At 36.7% G+C, this 16531-nt stretch carries 17 protein-coding genes; 10 read left to right on the forward strand and 7 right to left on the reverse strand.

The window, feature by feature from the left end:
• Nucleotide 1: 1 nt before the first annotated feature.
• Genes ICJ84_RS00195 through ICJ84_RS00205 form a run of 3 tightly spaced genes read left to right on the forward strand, consistent with a single transcriptional unit; the run spans nucleotide 2 to nucleotide 3348 of the window.
• On the forward strand, nucleotides 2-1351 hold the full coding sequence (locus ICJ84_RS00195) for a tetratricopeptide repeat protein (protein ID WP_188214343.1): 1350 nt from the start codon (nucleotides 2-4) through the stop codon (nucleotides 1349-1351).
• The gene (locus ICJ84_RS00200) at nucleotides 1352-2119 is read left to right on the forward strand and encodes a DUF4292 domain-containing protein (protein ID WP_188214344.1); all 768 of its coding nucleotides are present in this window, start codon (nucleotides 1352-1354) and stop codon (nucleotides 2117-2119) included. It begins immediately after the preceding gene.
• Nucleotides 2119-3348, forward strand: coding sequence for a murein hydrolase activator EnvC family protein (locus tag ICJ84_RS00205; RefSeq protein WP_188214345.1), 1230 nt, complete (start codon nucleotides 2119-2121; stop codon nucleotides 3346-3348). The genes ICJ84_RS00200 and ICJ84_RS00205 overlap by 1 nt, the downstream gene beginning before the upstream one ends.
• Before the next feature lie 55 nt (nucleotides 3349-3403).
• Here ICJ84_RS00205 and ICJ84_RS00210 read toward each other — a convergent pair whose 3' ends face one another.
• Together ICJ84_RS00210 and ICJ84_RS00215 are read right to left on the reverse strand one after the other, a co-directional pair.
• Nucleotides 3404-3919, reverse strand: coding sequence for an acyl-CoA thioesterase (locus tag ICJ84_RS00210; protein ID WP_188214346.1), 516 nt, complete (start codon nucleotides 3917-3919; stop codon nucleotides 3404-3406).
• Between the two features lie 75 nt (nucleotides 3920-3994).
• Nucleotides 3995-4930, reverse strand: coding sequence for an HU domain-containing protein (locus ICJ84_RS00215; RefSeq protein ID WP_188214347.1), 936 nt, complete (start codon nucleotides 4928-4930; stop codon nucleotides 3995-3997).
• Between the two features lie 104 nt (nucleotides 4931-5034).
• On the opposite strand from ICJ84_RS00215, the gene dprA reads away from it, so the two are divergent.
• Nucleotides 5035-6138, forward strand: a complete 1104-nt coding sequence (gene dprA, locus ICJ84_RS00220) for a DNA-processing protein DprA (protein WP_188214348.1) — start codon at nucleotides 5035-5037, stop codon at nucleotides 6136-6138.
• Here dprA and trpS read toward each other — a convergent pair.
• Complete coding sequence (trpS, locus tag ICJ84_RS00225) at nucleotides 6135-7103, reverse strand: tryptophan--tRNA ligase (protein WP_188214349.1); 969 nt, start codon at nucleotides 7101-7103, stop codon at nucleotides 6135-6137. The two genes, dprA and trpS, sit on opposite strands and share 4 nt — an antisense overlap.
• A 210-nt stretch (nucleotides 7104-7313) precedes the next feature.
• On the opposite strand from trpS, the gene ICJ84_RS00230 reads away from it, so the two are divergent.
• On the forward strand, nucleotides 7314-8048 hold the full coding sequence (locus tag ICJ84_RS00230; RefSeq protein WP_188214350.1) for a lysophospholipid acyltransferase family protein: 735 nt from the start codon (nucleotides 7314-7316) through the stop codon (nucleotides 8046-8048).
• 106 nt (nucleotides 8049-8154) lie between these two features.
• On the opposite strand, the gene ICJ84_RS00235 is transcribed toward ICJ84_RS00230, so the two are convergent.
• The 4 genes from ICJ84_RS00235 to recA all read right to left on the reverse strand — a co-directional run bounded on the left by ICJ84_RS00235 (nucleotide 8155) and on the right by recA (nucleotide 11679).
• The gene (locus ICJ84_RS00235; RefSeq protein ID WP_188214351.1) at nucleotides 8155-9567 is read right to left on the reverse strand and encodes a hypothetical protein; all 1413 of its coding nucleotides are present in this window, start codon (nucleotides 9565-9567) and stop codon (nucleotides 8155-8157) included.
• A gap of 2 nt (nucleotides 9568-9569) precedes the next feature.
• Nucleotides 9570-10112 (reverse strand): RNA polymerase sigma factor, encoded by a 543-nt coding sequence (locus tag ICJ84_RS00240; RefSeq protein ID WP_188214352.1) that lies wholly within the window; start codon nucleotides 10110-10112, stop codon nucleotides 9570-9572.
• Nucleotides 10113-10141: 29 nt separating this feature from the next.
• On the reverse strand, nucleotides 10142-10555 hold the full coding sequence (locus ICJ84_RS00245; protein ID WP_188214353.1) for a hypothetical protein: 414 nt from the start codon (nucleotides 10553-10555) through the stop codon (nucleotides 10142-10144).
• 110 nt (nucleotides 10556-10665) lie between these two features.
• A complete protein-coding gene (recA, locus tag ICJ84_RS00250; RefSeq protein WP_188214354.1) occupies nucleotides 10666-11679 on the reverse strand; it encodes a recombinase RecA in 1014 nt (337 codons plus the stop codon).
• Nucleotides 11680-11967: 288 nt separating this feature from the next.
• Here recA and trhO point away from each other — a divergent pair, with 288 nt between their 5' ends.
• From trhO to ICJ84_RS00275, 5 genes are all read left to right on the forward strand, one after another.
• Nucleotides 11968-13041: an oxygen-dependent tRNA uridine(34) hydroxylase TrhO gene (trhO, locus tag ICJ84_RS00255; RefSeq protein WP_188214355.1), complete on the forward strand. Its 1074-nt coding sequence runs from the start codon at nucleotides 11968-11970 to the stop codon at nucleotides 13039-13041.
• 6 nt (nucleotides 13042-13047) lie between these two features.
• Nucleotides 13048-14292 carry a peptidase U32 family protein gene (locus ICJ84_RS00260; protein WP_188214356.1) on the forward strand — a complete coding sequence of 415 codons (1245 nt, stop codon included), beginning with the start codon at nucleotides 13048-13050 and terminating at the stop codon, nucleotides 14290-14292.
• A complete protein-coding gene (locus ICJ84_RS00265) occupies nucleotides 14292-14522 on the forward strand; it encodes a ferredoxin (RefSeq protein WP_188214357.1) in 231 nt (76 codons plus the stop codon). Before ICJ84_RS00260 ends, ICJ84_RS00265 begins: the two co-directional genes overlap by 1 nt.
• Before the next feature lie 113 nt (nucleotides 14523-14635).
• On the forward strand, nucleotides 14636-16012 hold the full coding sequence (locus tag ICJ84_RS00270) for a PSP1 domain-containing protein (protein WP_188214358.1): 1377 nt from the start codon (nucleotides 14636-14638) through the stop codon (nucleotides 16010-16012).
• Nucleotides 15999-16496: a gliding motility lipoprotein GldH gene (locus ICJ84_RS00275; RefSeq protein WP_188214359.1), complete on the forward strand. Its 498-nt coding sequence runs from the start codon at nucleotides 15999-16001 to the stop codon at nucleotides 16494-16496. Before ICJ84_RS00270 ends, ICJ84_RS00275 begins: the two co-directional genes overlap by 14 nt.
• Nucleotides 16497-16531: the final 35 nt, after the last annotated feature.

Genomic DNA, 16531 nt, shown 5'->3' on the forward strand with positions numbered 1-16531 from the left:
AATGAAAAAAGTGATTTACATCATAGTCGTTTTATGGAGCGTTACCACAAGCTATGCTCAGGTCGATTTTAACAAACGACCGGATGACGATTTGGGTGATGTTGAAGATAAATTTCAGGAATACTTTTACGAAGCACTAAAACAGAAAAGCATCGAGAATTACGATCGATCTGTTGAAGCCCTTTTGAAATGTATCGACTTAGATAATTCGGTGCCAGTATTGTATTTCGAGTTGGGTAAAAACTATATGCAACTTAAAAATTTCGGTGCTGCCGAAGATGCCTTAAAAAAAGCCGTTAGTAAAGCTCCGGATAACGAATGGTTTTTAGATGAATTGTATGGTTATTATATCGTTCAAAACGATTATGATAAGGCGATAAAAACCGTTAAGCAATTGGTTAAATACCACACTGATTATAAAGAAGATTTGGCCTCGTTATACGTTAGAAACAAAGATTACAAAGAAGCCTTAAAGATTTTGGATGAGTTGGATGCCGAATTGGGTATTTCACCACGTCGTGATGTGATGCGTAATCAGATTTACAGTGCCACCGGAAAGAAAAATGATCAGATTAAAAATCTGGAAGCCCGTGTTGAGAATGATCCGGATCGTGAAGCCAATTATCTGGCTTTAATATTCCGTTACAGCGAAAATAATGAAAAGGAAAAGGCCTTTGAAACCGCTAAAGAACTGCTGAAAGTCAATCCTAATTCACAATTGGTACATTTGGCTCTTTATAAGTTTTATTTAGATGATAACGATGCTGAAAAAGCTATCGAATCAATGAAAATTGTAGTGAAGAGTAGTGAGATAAAACCAGAAGCCAAGTTGAAAGTGCTAACCGATTTTGTTCAGTTTGTGAGCGAACATCCCGAATATGAAGGCGATTTGGTTGAGGCAACAGCACTTGTTGGAGATACCAATAACAGTAAAACCCTAGCCGAGTTAGGGCAATATTATCTGTCTAAAAATGATAAAGTAAAAGCCTTGGAATATTTCGAAGCATCATTAAAAATAAATTCAGAAAACTTTAATGTCATTCGTAATGTGTTGTTACTTTACATAGATTTGCAACAGTATACAAAGGCAGAGCAAAAAAGTAGCGAGGTGCTTCAAAGATATCCGTCTCAACCGTTGTTTTATTTAATAAACGGCGTAGCACTAAACGAATTAAACGCCCCTAAAAAAGCGGTTAATAGTTTAGAAATGGGCTTGGATTATATCATTGATGATGCTAAAATGGAGCATGATTTTTATACGCAGTTAAGTAAAGCACACACCTTGTTAAACAATACGGCCAAGGCAAAAACGTTTAGTGATAAAGCAAAACAATTAGAAACCTCGAATTAAATGAACAAACTTAAATACATCATATTAACCCTGGCCCTGGGTTTGATGTTTAATTGTAAGTCTTCAAAACATATTAGTGGCAGTGAGGCCAGTTTAAGGCTTTCAACCCGTCAGCTAATAAAGGAAAACGCTAAGCAGGTTGCCTATTTTAAAACCCTTCAGTCTAAATTAAAAATTAATTATCAGGATGGCGATAAGTCACAGACCTATTCGGTGAGTTTCCGTGCTGAAAAAGATAAAGCCATCTGGATGAGTGCCGCGTTTTCGGTGGTTAAAGTGTTAATCACTCCGGAAAAAGTAAGCTTCTACAATAAGTTGGATAACACCTATTTTGAAGGAGACTTCAGTTACTTAAGTCAATTGTTAGGGACAGAGTTAGACTTTCAAAAAGTTCAGAATCTACTTTACGGAGAAACCATTTATAGTTTAAAGGATAACGACTATACATCGGAAGTAAGTGATAATTTATATGTGGTTCAACCCAAAAATCAACGCGAATTGTTTGAGATTTTCTTCTTGTTAGATCCGTTACGATTTAAGGTGCAATCGCAGCAAATTTCACAACCTAAAGCATTCAGACATTTACAAATCGATTATTTAGCTTATCAGAGTATCGATAAACAATTACTTCCAGAGAACATTAAAATTATTGCCGTAGAAGGCAATGAAGAATTGATTGTGAATCTGGAATTTAAAAATGTTAGTCTGAACGAAGACTTGAGATTTCCGTTTAAAATACCATCAGGTTTTAAAGAAATAGAACTTTAATGAGCTGTAAAACTTCTGCATATAAACTGTTTTTTATACTGGCTATAACCCTAAGCAGTACGCTGGTATTGGCGCAAAGCAATAAACAAAAGGAACTGGAAACCCGTAGGCAGGAGTTACGTCGTGAAATTCAAAAAATCAATCAGCTTCGCGCTGAAAATAAGTCAAAGGAAAAGTCGGAGTTATCGTTAATTGAAGGTTTTAATTATAAGATTAATGTGCTCGACAATTTAATAAAAGTTACCAATCAGCAGGCGAATTATTTAACACGTCAAATCAATACGAATCAGAAAAAAATCACCGATTTAAGAGATGAATTAAAGGTGTTGAAGGAAGAATATGCTGCTATGATTGTCAAGTCTTATAAGAGTAAAAATCAGCAAAGTCGTATTATGTTTTTACTGTCTTCAAACAATTTTAAGCAAGCCTATAAGCGGTTGCAGTATATGAAGCAATATGCCGATCATCAAAAGCAGCAAGGCGAAACCATCAAGTTAAAAACGGTAGAATTACAGGAAACAAATACTAAATTATTAGCTCAGCAGGAAGAAAAGAAAAAACTGATTGCCGAAAACAAGGAAGTGCAGCGCTCGTTGGAAGCCGAACGCAAGCAGCACCACGAGTTGATGAAAACCATAAAGAGTAATTTAAATCTTTATGCGGCTCAAATTAAAAAGAAGCAACAGGAAGCCGATAGGATAGATGCTGAGATAGATCGTATTATTAAAGAAGCTATCGCAAAATCTAATAAGAAAGCGGGTAAGTCTACGACATCGTCCAGTTTTGCGCTTACAGCTGAAGAAAAGGTGCTTGCAGCCAACTTTGTGTCCAATCGCGGTAAATTGCCTTGGCCGGTAGAAAAAGGCTATGTAACGCTTCGTTATGGGTCGCAGCCGCATCCTTTAGATAAATCGTTAACCATTAAGAGTAATGGTGTGCGTATTGCCACCGAGAAAGGTGCTGAGGTACGTGCGGTGTTTAGCGGAGAAGTGATTGCAATTGTTTCTATGAAAAATGTAAATCCTATCGTGATGATTAAGCATGGTAACTACATTACGGCTTATAAGAACTTAGGAAAGGTTTATGTTAAAACCGGTGATAAAGTATCCACAAAGCAATCTTTAGGTCAGGTGTTCACTAATCCCACCAACGGAGAAACGATTTTAAGTTTTTCAATTTCAAAAGGAACCAGTACAGAGAATCCGGCCTCGTGGATTTATAAAATGTAAAATCCCGACAGAAGTCAGGATTTTATATATGTTTTATAAATCAAATAGAAAAGTATTACTCTTCCATAAAAAGGGCTTTCAATTCGGTAGCCTCACTCGGTTTCATTTTACCAGAAAGTAATAAACTCAATTGTTTACGGCGTAAAGCAGCAGCAAAACGTGATTTCTCTAAATCGGTTTCAGGAATCAGTTCAGGAATTTCTATCGGGCGTCCTGTTTCATCAACTGCTACAAAGGTGTAAATGCCTTCGTTAGCTTTGTTTTTAGAGCCAGACTCACGGTCTTCAATCCACACATCAATAAACACCTCCATAGAGGTTTTAAACGCTCTGGATACCTTAGCCTCAACCGTAACAACACTTCCCAGTGGCACAGCTCTGCTAAAAGCAACGTGATTTACCGAAGCCGTTACAACAATTCGTCTGCTATGGCGTCTGGCAGCTATAGCAGCACAGCGATCCATTCTAGCCAGGAGCTCACCTCCAAATAGGTTGTTTAACGGATTGGTTTCACCAGGTAAAACCATATCGGTCATGATGGTTTTTGATTCTGCAGGAGTCTTTCCCTTCATTACGTACATTTTAATTTTGCCGCAAAGGTAAAAGGATTTTTAGAAATCAGAAGGAATAAGTGCATTAAAGCATGCTTAATCTAAGCTTCTTACGTCAAGCCAAGCTTCTTTATTATGCTCTTTTTTAATGGTTCTTAAAGCTTTTAATGCTTCAAGGCGATCTTCGTAACTGGCATAAACCACTTCGTGTAAGCCAAAACGGTTAACACCTATTTTACGAGCGTTAAACCCTAAAGCTTTTAGTTCAGTAATTTTGGCATCACAGTTTTCTTCAACTCTAAAAGCACCGGCAACAATATGGTAAATTCCTGATTGTTTCGTCACTTTTAAATTAGCTGCCGGAAGCGGATTTAAACTAAATGTCGCTTGTTGTATTTTGTTATCCAGTTGCTTGTAAGCTTCTTCCTGTGCAATTTGGTTATGCTGTTCAATTTGATTTACATAGAAGTTAGAAGCTATAAAGCCTCCAAGGGTTAAGGCTATAACAGCAATAGCAGCATATTTAAAGTATGGTCTGTTTTTACGTTTTTCAGCGGTAATAGTCAACGGAATCACCTTTTCAACGGCTTCAACCTGCTCTTTGTAAGTTTCTCGAGCGACCGACGGCGATACAAATTGCGATAAACCAAACGCGTCGGTTAAGTAATTCACCTGATACGATGGTTCGAACATGATTTTCCCTTCACTGTTAAAAATTAGGGTTCCAATGTTTTTAAAATTAAGGGTTTCACCTTGTGTTAAGTTAGCTTTTAAAACGTCTACACGTTTTGCGATTTTCTGGTTAGCAGCCTCGAAAGAAATCTGCTCTACATCGGCAATATAATGCGCTAATAAGCCGTCATTCTTTTGAATTTGCTCATTAAACGATAGTATTTTCTTTGGCGGAAAAAACGCATTTGAAGTTTCATCTATAGTTGCAGATACACGCTGAGTTAAAAATGAACCAAACTCAGGAATGGTAATACACTCGTATCTATACAGTAAATCGCTTATGTAAGTTTCTAATTGCATATTAACAAAGTTAAAAAATTATGCATTCGATAAAAATTTACTTTTATATTTTTTTTAGCAGTGCGAAAATTCTTTTATTGTAGACTGAAATTCAGAAGTATACCATGAGTGAAGATCAGTTACTTTATGCCTTAGCTTTACAGCATGTCCCTAATATTGGAGATATTATGGCAAAGCGGCTTATTGCGTATTGCGGCAGTGCCGAAGCAGTTTTAAAAGAAAAACGGCAGAATTTGCTTAAAATTGATAATGTTGGTGCAATTACGCTGAAGCATTTGTTTGAAACAGAACATCTCAAAGCTGCTGAAGCCGAACTGAAGTTTATTCAAGAGGAGAACATAAAAGTATCGTATTTCGAATCGGAAGATTATCCTGAAAAGCTGAAGCATTGTATTGATGCACCCATTTTACTGTTTGAAACCGGAAATATTAATTTGAAACAGCAACACCTCATCAGTATTGTCGGTACCCGGAAAATCACCACCAGCGGAATGGCGTTTTGTGAACAATTGGTTGAAGAATTGGCTGTTTTTGATCCTGTTATTGTTTCTGGGTTTGCCTACGGAACAGATATTACGGCGCATAAAGCCGCCCTAAAAAACAAGCTGCAAACTATAGGTTGTCTGGCGCATGGTCTGAACCAGATTTATCCGAAAGTGCATAAAAAGTACATGGCGGAGGTCGAACAAAACGGTGGATTTTTTACCGATTTCTGGTCTACTGATGCTTTCGATAGAAATAATTTTTTAAAGCGGAATCGTATTATTGCTGGTTTGAGCGAAGCGACTATAGTCATTGAGTCGGCGGAGAAGGGCGGAAGTCTAGTAACAGCAGATATTGCTAATTCGTATAATCGCGATGTGTTTGCAGTTCCCGGACGTACGACCGATATGCAAAGTACAGGCTGTAATAATTTAATTAAGCAGCAAAGAGCACACATGTTAACCACACCTCTCGATGTCCCTTATATTTTAAACTGGCAACTGGAGGAAGCCTCAAAGCCTGTTATTCAAAAGCAGTTGTTTATAGAGTTAGATGACACCGAAAAGTTAATCTATCACTACCTTAAAAATGAAGATAAACAACAGTTAGACATGATTGCCATTAACTGTAATTTGCCCATTTTTAAAGTAGCCAGTATTTTGTTGAATATGGAACTGAAAGGGGTTGTGCGTCCCTTACCAGGGAAATTTTTTGAATTGATTTAGTAACCTACTTTTTCTCGCACTTTAGCTAAAACTTTATCGGCAACTTGTTTGGCTTTTTCAGCGCCTAGAGCTAAAGCTTTATCAAGTTCGTTTAAGTTGTTCATGTAATAGTTGTAACGTTCGCGTTCGGTAGCAAATTTCTCAACAATCAATTCAAATAAGGCTTGTTTTGCATGACCGTAACCATAATTACCATTTTCGTAGTTGGCTTTCATGGTTACGATTTGATTGTCATCAGCCAATAAATTGTAAATCGCAAAACAGTTACAAGTAGACCAGTCTTTAGGTTCTTCTAATGGTGTGCTATCAGTTTTAATAGCCATAATTTGTTTGCGAAGCTTTTTATCGGTTTCAAAAATATTGATGAAGTTGTTACGAGATTTACTCATTTTTTCTCCATCGGTTCCAGGAATAAGCATAGTGTTTTCCTGAATTTTTCCTTCAGGTAACACAAAAACGTCTCCCATTTTCGCATGGAAACGCGACGCCACATCACGGGTCATTTCGATATGTTGTAACTGGTCTTTTCCAACTGGAATAATTTCGGCATCATATAATAAAATATCGGCCGCCATAAGCATCGGGTAGGAGAATAAACCGGAATTTACATCTTCTAAACGGTCTGCTTTATCTTTAAAGCTATGTGCTAATGTTAAACGCTGATATGGGAAAAAGCAACTTAAATACCATGATAACTCGGTTACTTGTGGAATATCGCTTTGTCTGTAAAAAACTGTTTTTTCAATATCTAAACCAAAGGCAAGCCAGGTTGCAGCCACCGAATACGTGTTGTTGCGTAATTCTTCAGCGTCTTTAATTTGCGTTAAAGTGTGCAAATTAGCGATAAATAAAAAGGAATCGTTTTCAGGTTGTTCGGCCATTTTAATAGCTGGAATAATTGCGCCTAAAATGTTTCCTAAATGAGGTGTTCCTGTACTTTGTATACCTGTTAATACTCTTGCCATAATTGTTATTTACGCGATAGCGGAAATGGTTTAAATTAAACGAAAGCGCAAATGTAATTATACTTGGCAACATAAAAAAGCGTTTCTAAGAGGCGCTTTCAGCGAAAGCGAAATATTATTTAATTGTGAGAGAACTGAGATATACTTTGCAAATTTTTAAAAATGAAGTTGCCTAGAATAGAATCAATTTAAAAGGCTATTTTTGTTTGTATGAGAGTGTTTAAATATCTGTTCTGGATTTTATACCGCATTTGGTTTTATGTGCTTGTAGCCTTGCCAATTGTGTTCCTGTTTCCGTTGCTTTTTGTTTCAATATTAAAGGAAAAATGGTATCCGTTTTTCTTTAAGTTAGCTCGAATTTGGGCAAAGTTTATATTGATAGGCATGGGCTTTTATTTTAAAATTGAACGGGAGCAAACACCTGAATACGGTAAAAGTTATATGTTGATAGCTAATCATACTTCTATGGCCGATATCATGCTCATGCTGGTAACGGTTAGTAATCCGTTTGTGTTTGTTGGGAAGAAAGAATTGGCTAACATTCCTTTATTCGGATTTTTCTATAAACGCACCTGTATTTTGGTAGATAGAAGTTCGGTAAGAAGCAGACAGGCGGTGTTTTTACGAGCGCAGCGTCGATTAAAATCAGGTTTGAGTATTTGTATTTTCCCTGAAGGGGGTGTTCCTGATGAAGCTATTTTACTTGACGACTTTAAAGACGGCGCGTTCCGTTTGGCCATTAATCATAATATTCCTGTGGTTCCTATTACTTTTGCTGATAACAAAAAACGCTTTTCCTATACTTTTTTTAGTGGAGGTCCCGGAGTAATGCGCGTTAAGGTGCATACTTTTTTACCAACGGAAGCGTTGCAAATAGAGCATACAAAATCGCTTAATCAAACCTCCAGAAACATTATTTTAAATCAGCTTAAAAGCTTCGGATAGTTTGGTTTATACAAAATAGTAAAAGGCTGCTCTGGGCACCGAGCAGCCTTTTTATGATATTGATTTAGGGCACAATAAAATCAATATCCAGATCTAACCAAAAAATCTAAAATTTAATCGAGAATCCGCTGTAAACCCCAATAAAATAAGGTTTAAAGTCTCCCGACGTGTTTTCGAATGTGTTAATCTGGTACTTAAACATAGGTTCTAAGTTCAGGTCTAATTTTTTTGTCACTTTATAATTTAAGCCCAATCCTAAATTGGCACTATAACTCACATTATTTATGTTTACGGCTTCCCCGATGTAGGTTCTGGATCCGTTTATTGGTTGAGAGTACACTTCGTTATTATTTAAAAATAGGGAGCTAAAGCCGCCAATAACATTGATACCTAGTTTTTTATCCGTAATGGCATATTCAATTTCTAAAGGAACTTCAATAAACCCGAACGATTGATTTAGTGAAGTGTTGAAGCTTTTAAAGGTTTCCGGAGCTTTGCTGGCCTCGGAAATATTGTTTGAGCTAATGACTGTAAGTGTGCTTTCGTTGTTTTTAACACCGGTAGGATTTACGTTTTTCATAATACCGGAACTGCTGCTAAATGCGGTCGATTCGTAGACAACGACATCGTTGGTGTTATATCCTAAATTAACGCGGTTAATTCCCGATCTAATGCGTACTTTTTTGTTAATCGCATAACTGGCATTAATACCGTAACTCATATTGACTTCTCCGGTTTTCGAGTTTTTTACAAATTGTTGATCTAATGAAGAGCCTTCGCCTAAAGAATTAAAATATACCGGTGCCACGTTAGGCGCAATACTCCAACGGTTAAGCTTGCTGTTATTTTCGGCAACGGTTTTACTGTTTTCTATAGCTTCTTCAATAGTTAAAGTCGTTTTCTCATCTTTTGGAGACTGCGTATTGGCAATAGCATTTTCAACAGTATTATTGAGGTTTTGTGTGCTTTTCGTGATTTGAGATTCAGAATTCTCAATGTTGCTTGTATTAGAGTTATTGGTAACTATAGTGTTGACATTATCTTCTGAATTATTCTGAGAAATAGCATTGTTAAGGGATGCTACATTTGGTTTTAAATTGTTGTTTTTAGAAACAGCTTTTTCAGTTGAGGCAATAGAAGCCTTACTGTTTTGTTGAATAGGGTTTGTAATTTCAGATGATTTTTGGTTTAAGCTATCTTCAGAAGTTAAGGTTTCATTATTTTTTGAAGAAATCTTGATTTTACCAGGGTTTGAAGCGTCGGTAGAATTATTCGTGTCTACAACGGTGGGAACTTCAATAGAATATGGTTCATCATTAATAAATTGATTGCCTAAAGTAAGCAATATTAATAATACAGCTGCAGCGCCAGCATAGCGCCACCAAATAGGAATGACTCTTTTCTTTTCTTTTTTACCAAGCTGAGCTTCGATATTTTTCCAGACAGCATCTTTAGGAGTCGCTTCAAAATCCTTAAAGCGTTCCTGGAAAAGTCTGTCTATATTTTTTTTATCATTCATTATTATAATGATTGTAAATTTTGTGATGCCAGATACAATTCTATAGTTTGTTTTAAAATCTGCCTGGCGCGTGCGAGGTTAGATTTTGAGGTTCCTATATTAATACCCAGCATGTCTGCTATATCTTTATGAGAATAACCATCCAGTACATAAAGGTTAAACACCAAGCGGTACCGGTCTGGTAATTCCTGAATGATTTGTAATAGATAGTCAATAGAAACGCGTTCTTCATTAACTTCTACTTCAACATCTTCTATAGTATTGTCGTGAGCAATTTCAAAAATCTTTTCTTTTCTATAATGCTGCAAAACGGTGTTTACAGTAATGCGCTTTAACCAACCTTCAAACGAGCCTTTATTTTCGTATTGGTCTATTTTTTTAAAGATGGTTAAAAAAGCATCTTGTAAATTATCTTCGGCCTCAGTGTAATTACGTGAGTACTTTAAGCACAAAGCAAACAACTTACCCGAAAAGAGTGTGTATAGTTCGCTTTGTGCCTTAATATCATGTTTCTTGCACTGTTCTATGAGTTGATTCAAACTCAAATTAGCCGTATTAGTTATACTTCTTTAGTTTACTCTACAACCGGAACTTCAATGGTTAAATACAGGTCTTCACCATTTTCATCTTCGCCTTGCCAGAATTTAAACACATAAGACCCATTGCTGGTTACGATAAAATTAAAGGTAACATCTTCCTCAAACTCTACCAAAGGTTGACAATTATTATTGTCATAAACCGTCATAATAGGTGCTACAGTTCTTTGGTTGTTTTCTTTGGCGTAGTATAGGTTTCTGTAAACATAGCAAGACGATGGTTTTTCGTAAGTAACGGTAATGGGGTAGGTTTCTCCCATAACAAACTCCTCTGGAATGTCTACGCTTTTTACAGGTAGAATTTCGAAGTAATAGTCGTCGTACTTGTCGTCATCAATGTCACAAGACACAAAGAGTAATAAGCTTAAACTTAATAATAGTAACTTTTTCATAATAAATTAGATAATTTTTCTTTTATGCTTTTTGTTACTAAGATGCTAAACTGTTTAAAGGGTTGCGTATGTAAATAAAAAAAATCCCGATTTTATCGGGATTTTTATTGTTATTCGCCTTCAGAAGCTGCTTTGGCTACCGCTCTTACTTTCGCTTCGAGCTCTTCCATAAGTTCAGGGTTGTCTTTTATAAGGGCTTTGACAGCATCGCGGCCTTGACCAAGTTTGGTGTCTTCATAGCTAAACCAAGAACCACTTTTCTTAATGATTTCGTTTTCGACAGCAATGTCTAAAACTTCACCAACTTTACTTACACCTTCTCCATACATGATGTCGAATTCGGCAGTTTTAAACGGAGGTGCCACTTTATTTTTAACCACTTTAACACGGGTTTTGTTACCGGCTACATTTCCGTCTGTTTCTTTAATTTGAGTAGAACGACGAATATCTAAGCGTACTGACGCGTAGAATTTTAAAGCGTTACCCCCAGTAGTGGTTTCCGGGTTACCGAACATCACACCAATTTTTTCACGTAACTGGTTAATGAAAATAACTGTACAATTGGTTTTGCTGATAGAAGCGGTAAGTTTTCTTAAAGCCTGAGACATTAAACGGGCATGTAATCCCATTTTAGAATCTCCCATTTCACCTTCAATTTCACTTTTAGGTGTTAAAGCAGCCACCGAATCGATTACTACAATATCAATAGCTCCTGAACGGATTAAGTTATCGGCAATTTCTAAAGCCTGCTCACCATTATCTGGTTGCGATATGATTAAGTTTTCTAAATCGACACCTAATTTTTCAGCATAAAATCTATCGAAAGCATGCTCGGCATCAATAAAAGCAGCAATACCACCTGCTTTTTGTGCCTCAGCAATCGCATGTAAGGTAAGGGTTGTTTTACCTGAGGATTCTGGTCCGTAAATTTCTATGATACGTCCGCGAGGATATCCCCCAACACCTAAAGCAATGTCTAAGCCTAATGAGCCCGATGAAATCGCATCAACATCTACAACTGCCTGATCGCTCATTTTCATTACAGTACCTTTTCCGTAGGCCTTATCTAATTTGTCTAATGTAAGTTTTAGCGCTTTTAATTTCGCTTCTTTTTCGTTGCTCATTTCGTATTGTATTTTTTTCTGAAAATTGTATGCTAAAATACTACATCTTTTATCATCATACAATTTTATGACGCAACCTTTTTAAACATTTTGCATCTAGTAAATAACTAGGGAAATTATTGCTATGAAATTTACCAGTGAAACATTTTAAGTTGACTAGCTCGAAATGATTTTAAAAGGCGCTTAATACTGTATTGAGCGCTTTTTTAATGCTCTTGGGTGTTGTGTTTAAATTGTTTACCTTTGCGCCATTAAAATATAATCTTTAACCTTAAAAATTAGTATAGCATGCAACTGTACAATAAATTAAGTGCTAAAGAGAGAGCAGAATTAATCGACCAGGCAGGAAAAAATCGATTAACGCTTTCTTTTTATCAGTACGCCAAAATTGACAATCCTCAAACATTTAGAGATCATTTATTCTTAACCTGGGACGCTTTAGAAGTGCTGGGTAGAATTTATGTGGCTCACGAGGGTATTAACGGCCAGTTATCTTTGCCAGCCGATCGCTTCAATGAGTTCAAAGCGCATTTAGACACCATCGATTTTTTAAAGGATATTCGTTTAAATATTGCGGTAGAGCAAGACAATAAATCATTCTTGAAACTGAAAGTGAAAGTGCGTGAAAAAATTGTTGCCGATGGATTAAACGATGATACATTTGATGTAACCAACAAAGGCGTACACTTAAAAGCGGAAGATTTTAACCGTTTTATTGAAGACGAAAATACCGTATTGGTTGATATGCGTAACCATTACGAAAGTGAAATAGGTCATTTTAAAAATGCGATTACACCAGATGTCGATACCTTTAGAGAATCGTTGGATATTATTGAAGAAGATTTAAAAGACCATAAAGAAGATAAAAACTTGGTCATGTATTGTACTGGAGGTATTCGTTGTGAGAAAGCCAGTGCTTATTTCAAACATAAAGGCTTTAAAAATGTATTTCAGCTTGAAGGTGGTATTATCGAGTACACGCGTCAGGTAAAAGAACAAAACTTAGAAAATAAATTTTTAGGGCAGAATTTCGTATTCGACGAGCGTCGTGCCGAGCGTATTAGCGAGGATGTTATTGCTCAGTGCCACCAATGTGGTGAGCCGTTCGATGTACATACCAACTGTGCTAACGATGCGTGTCATTTACTGTTTATCCAGTGTCCGAAATGTCAGGAAGAAATGGAAAACTGTTGTTCTACAACCTGTATGGAAATTAACAGATTGCCATATGAAGAGCAAAAGGCATTACGTAAAGGACAAGGAAACAGTAACGATATTTTCAAAAAAGGTCGTGCCGACCACTTACCTTATAAAAAAGATTTAAGAAACATTTTCGAGCATTTCAAAACCGATAAAGCCTAATTTGTTATGCAAAAGATTGAGTTAATGGCACCTGCAGGGAATTTCGAATCACTGCAAGCCGCGTTAGATAATGGTGCAGATTCTATTTATTTCGGTGTCGAGCAACTTAACATGCGTGCCCGAGCATCGATCAATTTCACTTTAGATGATTTACCGGAGATAGCCGAGCGTTGTCAGGTGAAAAATGTAAGGACTTATTTAACCTTAAATACCATTATTTATGATCACGATTTATCAATCGTAAAAACGTTGATTCAAAAAGCCAAAGATTCTAATATTACGGCAGTCATAGCTATGGATCAGGCGGTAATTATGGCGGCTCGTGAGATTGGTATGGAAGTGCATATTTCTACACAAATCAATATCACTAATATTGAAACCGTAAAGTTCTATGCGATGTTTGCCGATACCATGGTATTAAGTCGTGAGTTGAGTCTGCGTCAGGTAAAAAAGATAACTGAACAAATTGAAAAAGAGCAGGTAAAAGGTCCTTCAGGGAAATTAGTAGAAATCGAAATTTTTGGTCACGGCGCCTTATGTATGGCGGTTTCCGGAAAGTGTTATTTAAGTTTACACTCGCATAATTCTTCGGCTAATCGTGGCGCTTGCAAGCAAAATTGTAGAAAAAAATACACGGTTATTGATCAGGAGTCTGGTTTCGAAATAGAATTGGATAATGAGTATATGATGTCTCCAAAAGATTTATGTACCATCGATATTTTAGACCAGGTGGCCGATGCCGGTATTAAAGTATTGAAGATTGAAGGTCGCGGTAGAGCACCGGAATATGTAGCCAACGTAATTAAATGCTACCGTCAGGCCATTGATAGTCTAGAGGAAGGTACTTTCGATAAAGATAAGGTGGTATCCTGGATGAAGGAACTGGAGAAAGTCTATAATCGAGGCTTCTGGAACGGGTATTATCTTGGACAAAAACTCGGAGAATGGAGTGTCGGGTCTGGTTCTCATGCCACACAGAAGAAAGTGTACATTGGTAAAGGACAACACTATTTCCCAAAATCGCAAATTGGTGAATTTAAAATTGAAGCCTTTGATTTATCGGTAGGCGATACTATTTTAGTAACGGGACCGACCACAGGCGCTAAAGAAGTTGAGGTGGCGCAAATGCTGGTGAATGACGAGCAATTATCTAAAGCTTCAAAAGGTGATTTAGTAACGATTCCATTAGGATTTAGAATTCGCCCTTCAGATAAATTATATAAAATTGTAGAAAATAAAGTAGAGGCTTAATGGTTGTTGTTACGCTACAACGATATAAATGTATTGGGTGCAATTACTGTGTGGAATTAGCACCCAATCAGTTTCAAATGTCGAAAAAAGATGGAAAGTCGGTGTTGTTGAAAAGTGTAGAAAAGAAAGGTTTTTTCACCATTAAGTCTAACGATCATACCATTTTAGGAGACTGCGAAAATGCTTCAAAAGCATGCCCCGTAAAGATAATTGACGTAAAAAATATTTAATTTTTTATCCATTTAGATAGTCTGTATAATAATCTTATCTTTACCTTTTAGAAATAATATGAACCTTCATTCGCAATAAGCTAATTATTAGCGAATTCAATATATATAAATTTATGGCTTGTAACAGTTGTTCAACTGGTAAAGATGGTCAACCAAAAGGATGTAAGAATAATGGCACCTGCGGAACAGATAGTTGTAATAAACTAACCGTTTTTGATTGGTTGTCTAATATGTCGCTTCCAAGTGGAGAAAAACCATTTGACTGGGTTGAAGTTCGCTTTAAAAACGGAAGAAAAGACTACTATAAAAATACCGAGAATGTAACCCTAAGTATTGGTGATGTCGTGGCTACTCAGGCTCCAACGGGGCACGATATAGGCATGGTAACCCTTACGGGGGAATTGGTGCGTATTCAAATGAAACGCAAAAGCATTTCAGAAACACCCGAGGAAGTTTTAAAAATCTACCGCAAAGCCAATCAAAAAGATATAGATATCTGGCATGCTGCTCGCGATCGCGAGGAGCCAATGAAAGTTAAAGCAAGACAGTTTGCTATTGATTTGAAGTTGGAAATGAAAATTTCTGATATCGAGTTTCAAGGTGATGCCAGTAAAGCCACATTTTATTATACTGCAGAAGAGCGTGTCGATTTCCGTGAGTTAATTAAAGTATTTGCTCGTGAATTCAGAACGCGAATCGAGATGAAACAGGTTGGATTCCGTCAGGAAGCTGCCAGACTTGGAGGTATTGGGTCTTGTGGACGTGAATTATGCTGTTCTACTTGGTTAACCGATTTCCGTTCGGTAAGTACATCGGCAGCACGTTATCAGCAGTTGTCCTTAAATCCTCAAAAATTAGCAGGACAATGTGGTAAGTTAAAATGTTGTTTAAACTACGAACTGGATACGTATTTAGATGCGTTGAAAGATTTTCCAAAATCTGATATCAAACTTCAAACCGAAAAGGGAGTCGCCATTTGTCAGAAAACCGATATTTTTAAAGGTCATATGTGGTACGCTTATGAGGGCGAATGGATTAACTGGCATAAAATAACAGCCGATCAGGCGAATGAAATTATTGCTTTAAACAAGAAGAATAAGAAGGTTGCCAGTCTGGAGGAATACGCTTCAGATCTTATTGAAGATACTAAAACCGAGTTTGAAAACGTTGTAGGACAGGATAGTTTAACACGATTTGATAGTCCGAAACCTAGTAGAAAACGTAAAAACAATAAAAGTAAGAATGCCAAGCCGCAAGGTAATAAGCCAAAAGGCCATTCGAATAATAAAAACACAGCAAATAAAGGTACTGCAGATAAAAGTTCTAATTCAAAACCTAATCCAAAGGAAAAAAGCACAGGAACAGCTCCTACTAATGCTGTTAAAAACGCTGGAGGGAATAAGAATAAAAGCAGGAATAATAGGTCTAAAAATAAAAAGAAACCTCAAAACCCAAACCAAAGTCAAAAGAATAAGGATGTTACGAAGTAATGCGTTATTGTTTTTAGCGATAGTTTCATTAGTATTTGTGTCTTGCGACTCAAATCGTGTGTTCGATGAGTACAAATCGGTTCCCAATGCATGGCATAAAGATTCTGTTGTTAGTTTTAATATTACGCCACCAGATTCTTCAAATGCCTATAATTTATTTGTCAACCTTAGAAACACCAATGCCTACAAATACAACAATTTATTTTTAATTGTAGAAATGGTATTTCCGCATGGTAAAACTGTAAAAGATACTCTAGAATATCGTATGGCCGATTCTTCAGGAAAATTGTTAGGTACGGGTGTAACCGATACTAAAGAAAACAAGCTTTGGTATAAGGAAGGTGTTGTATTTAGCGAATCAGGCAACTATCAGGTAAATATTCAGCACGCGATGCGCGAAAATGGAAAGGTGAATGGTGTGGATGAGCTTGAAGGTATAACCGATATTGGTTTTAGAATAGAGCATATAAACAGTAATAAGTAACTATAGAATTTGTAGAAAATGATCTATAGACATTG

Origin of the sequence: Aestuariibaculum suncheonense (assembly GCF_014596935.1) — a bacterium.
GTDB classification, from domain to species: domain Bacteria; phylum Bacteroidota; class Bacteroidia; order Flavobacteriales; family Flavobacteriaceae; genus Aestuariibaculum; species Aestuariibaculum suncheonense.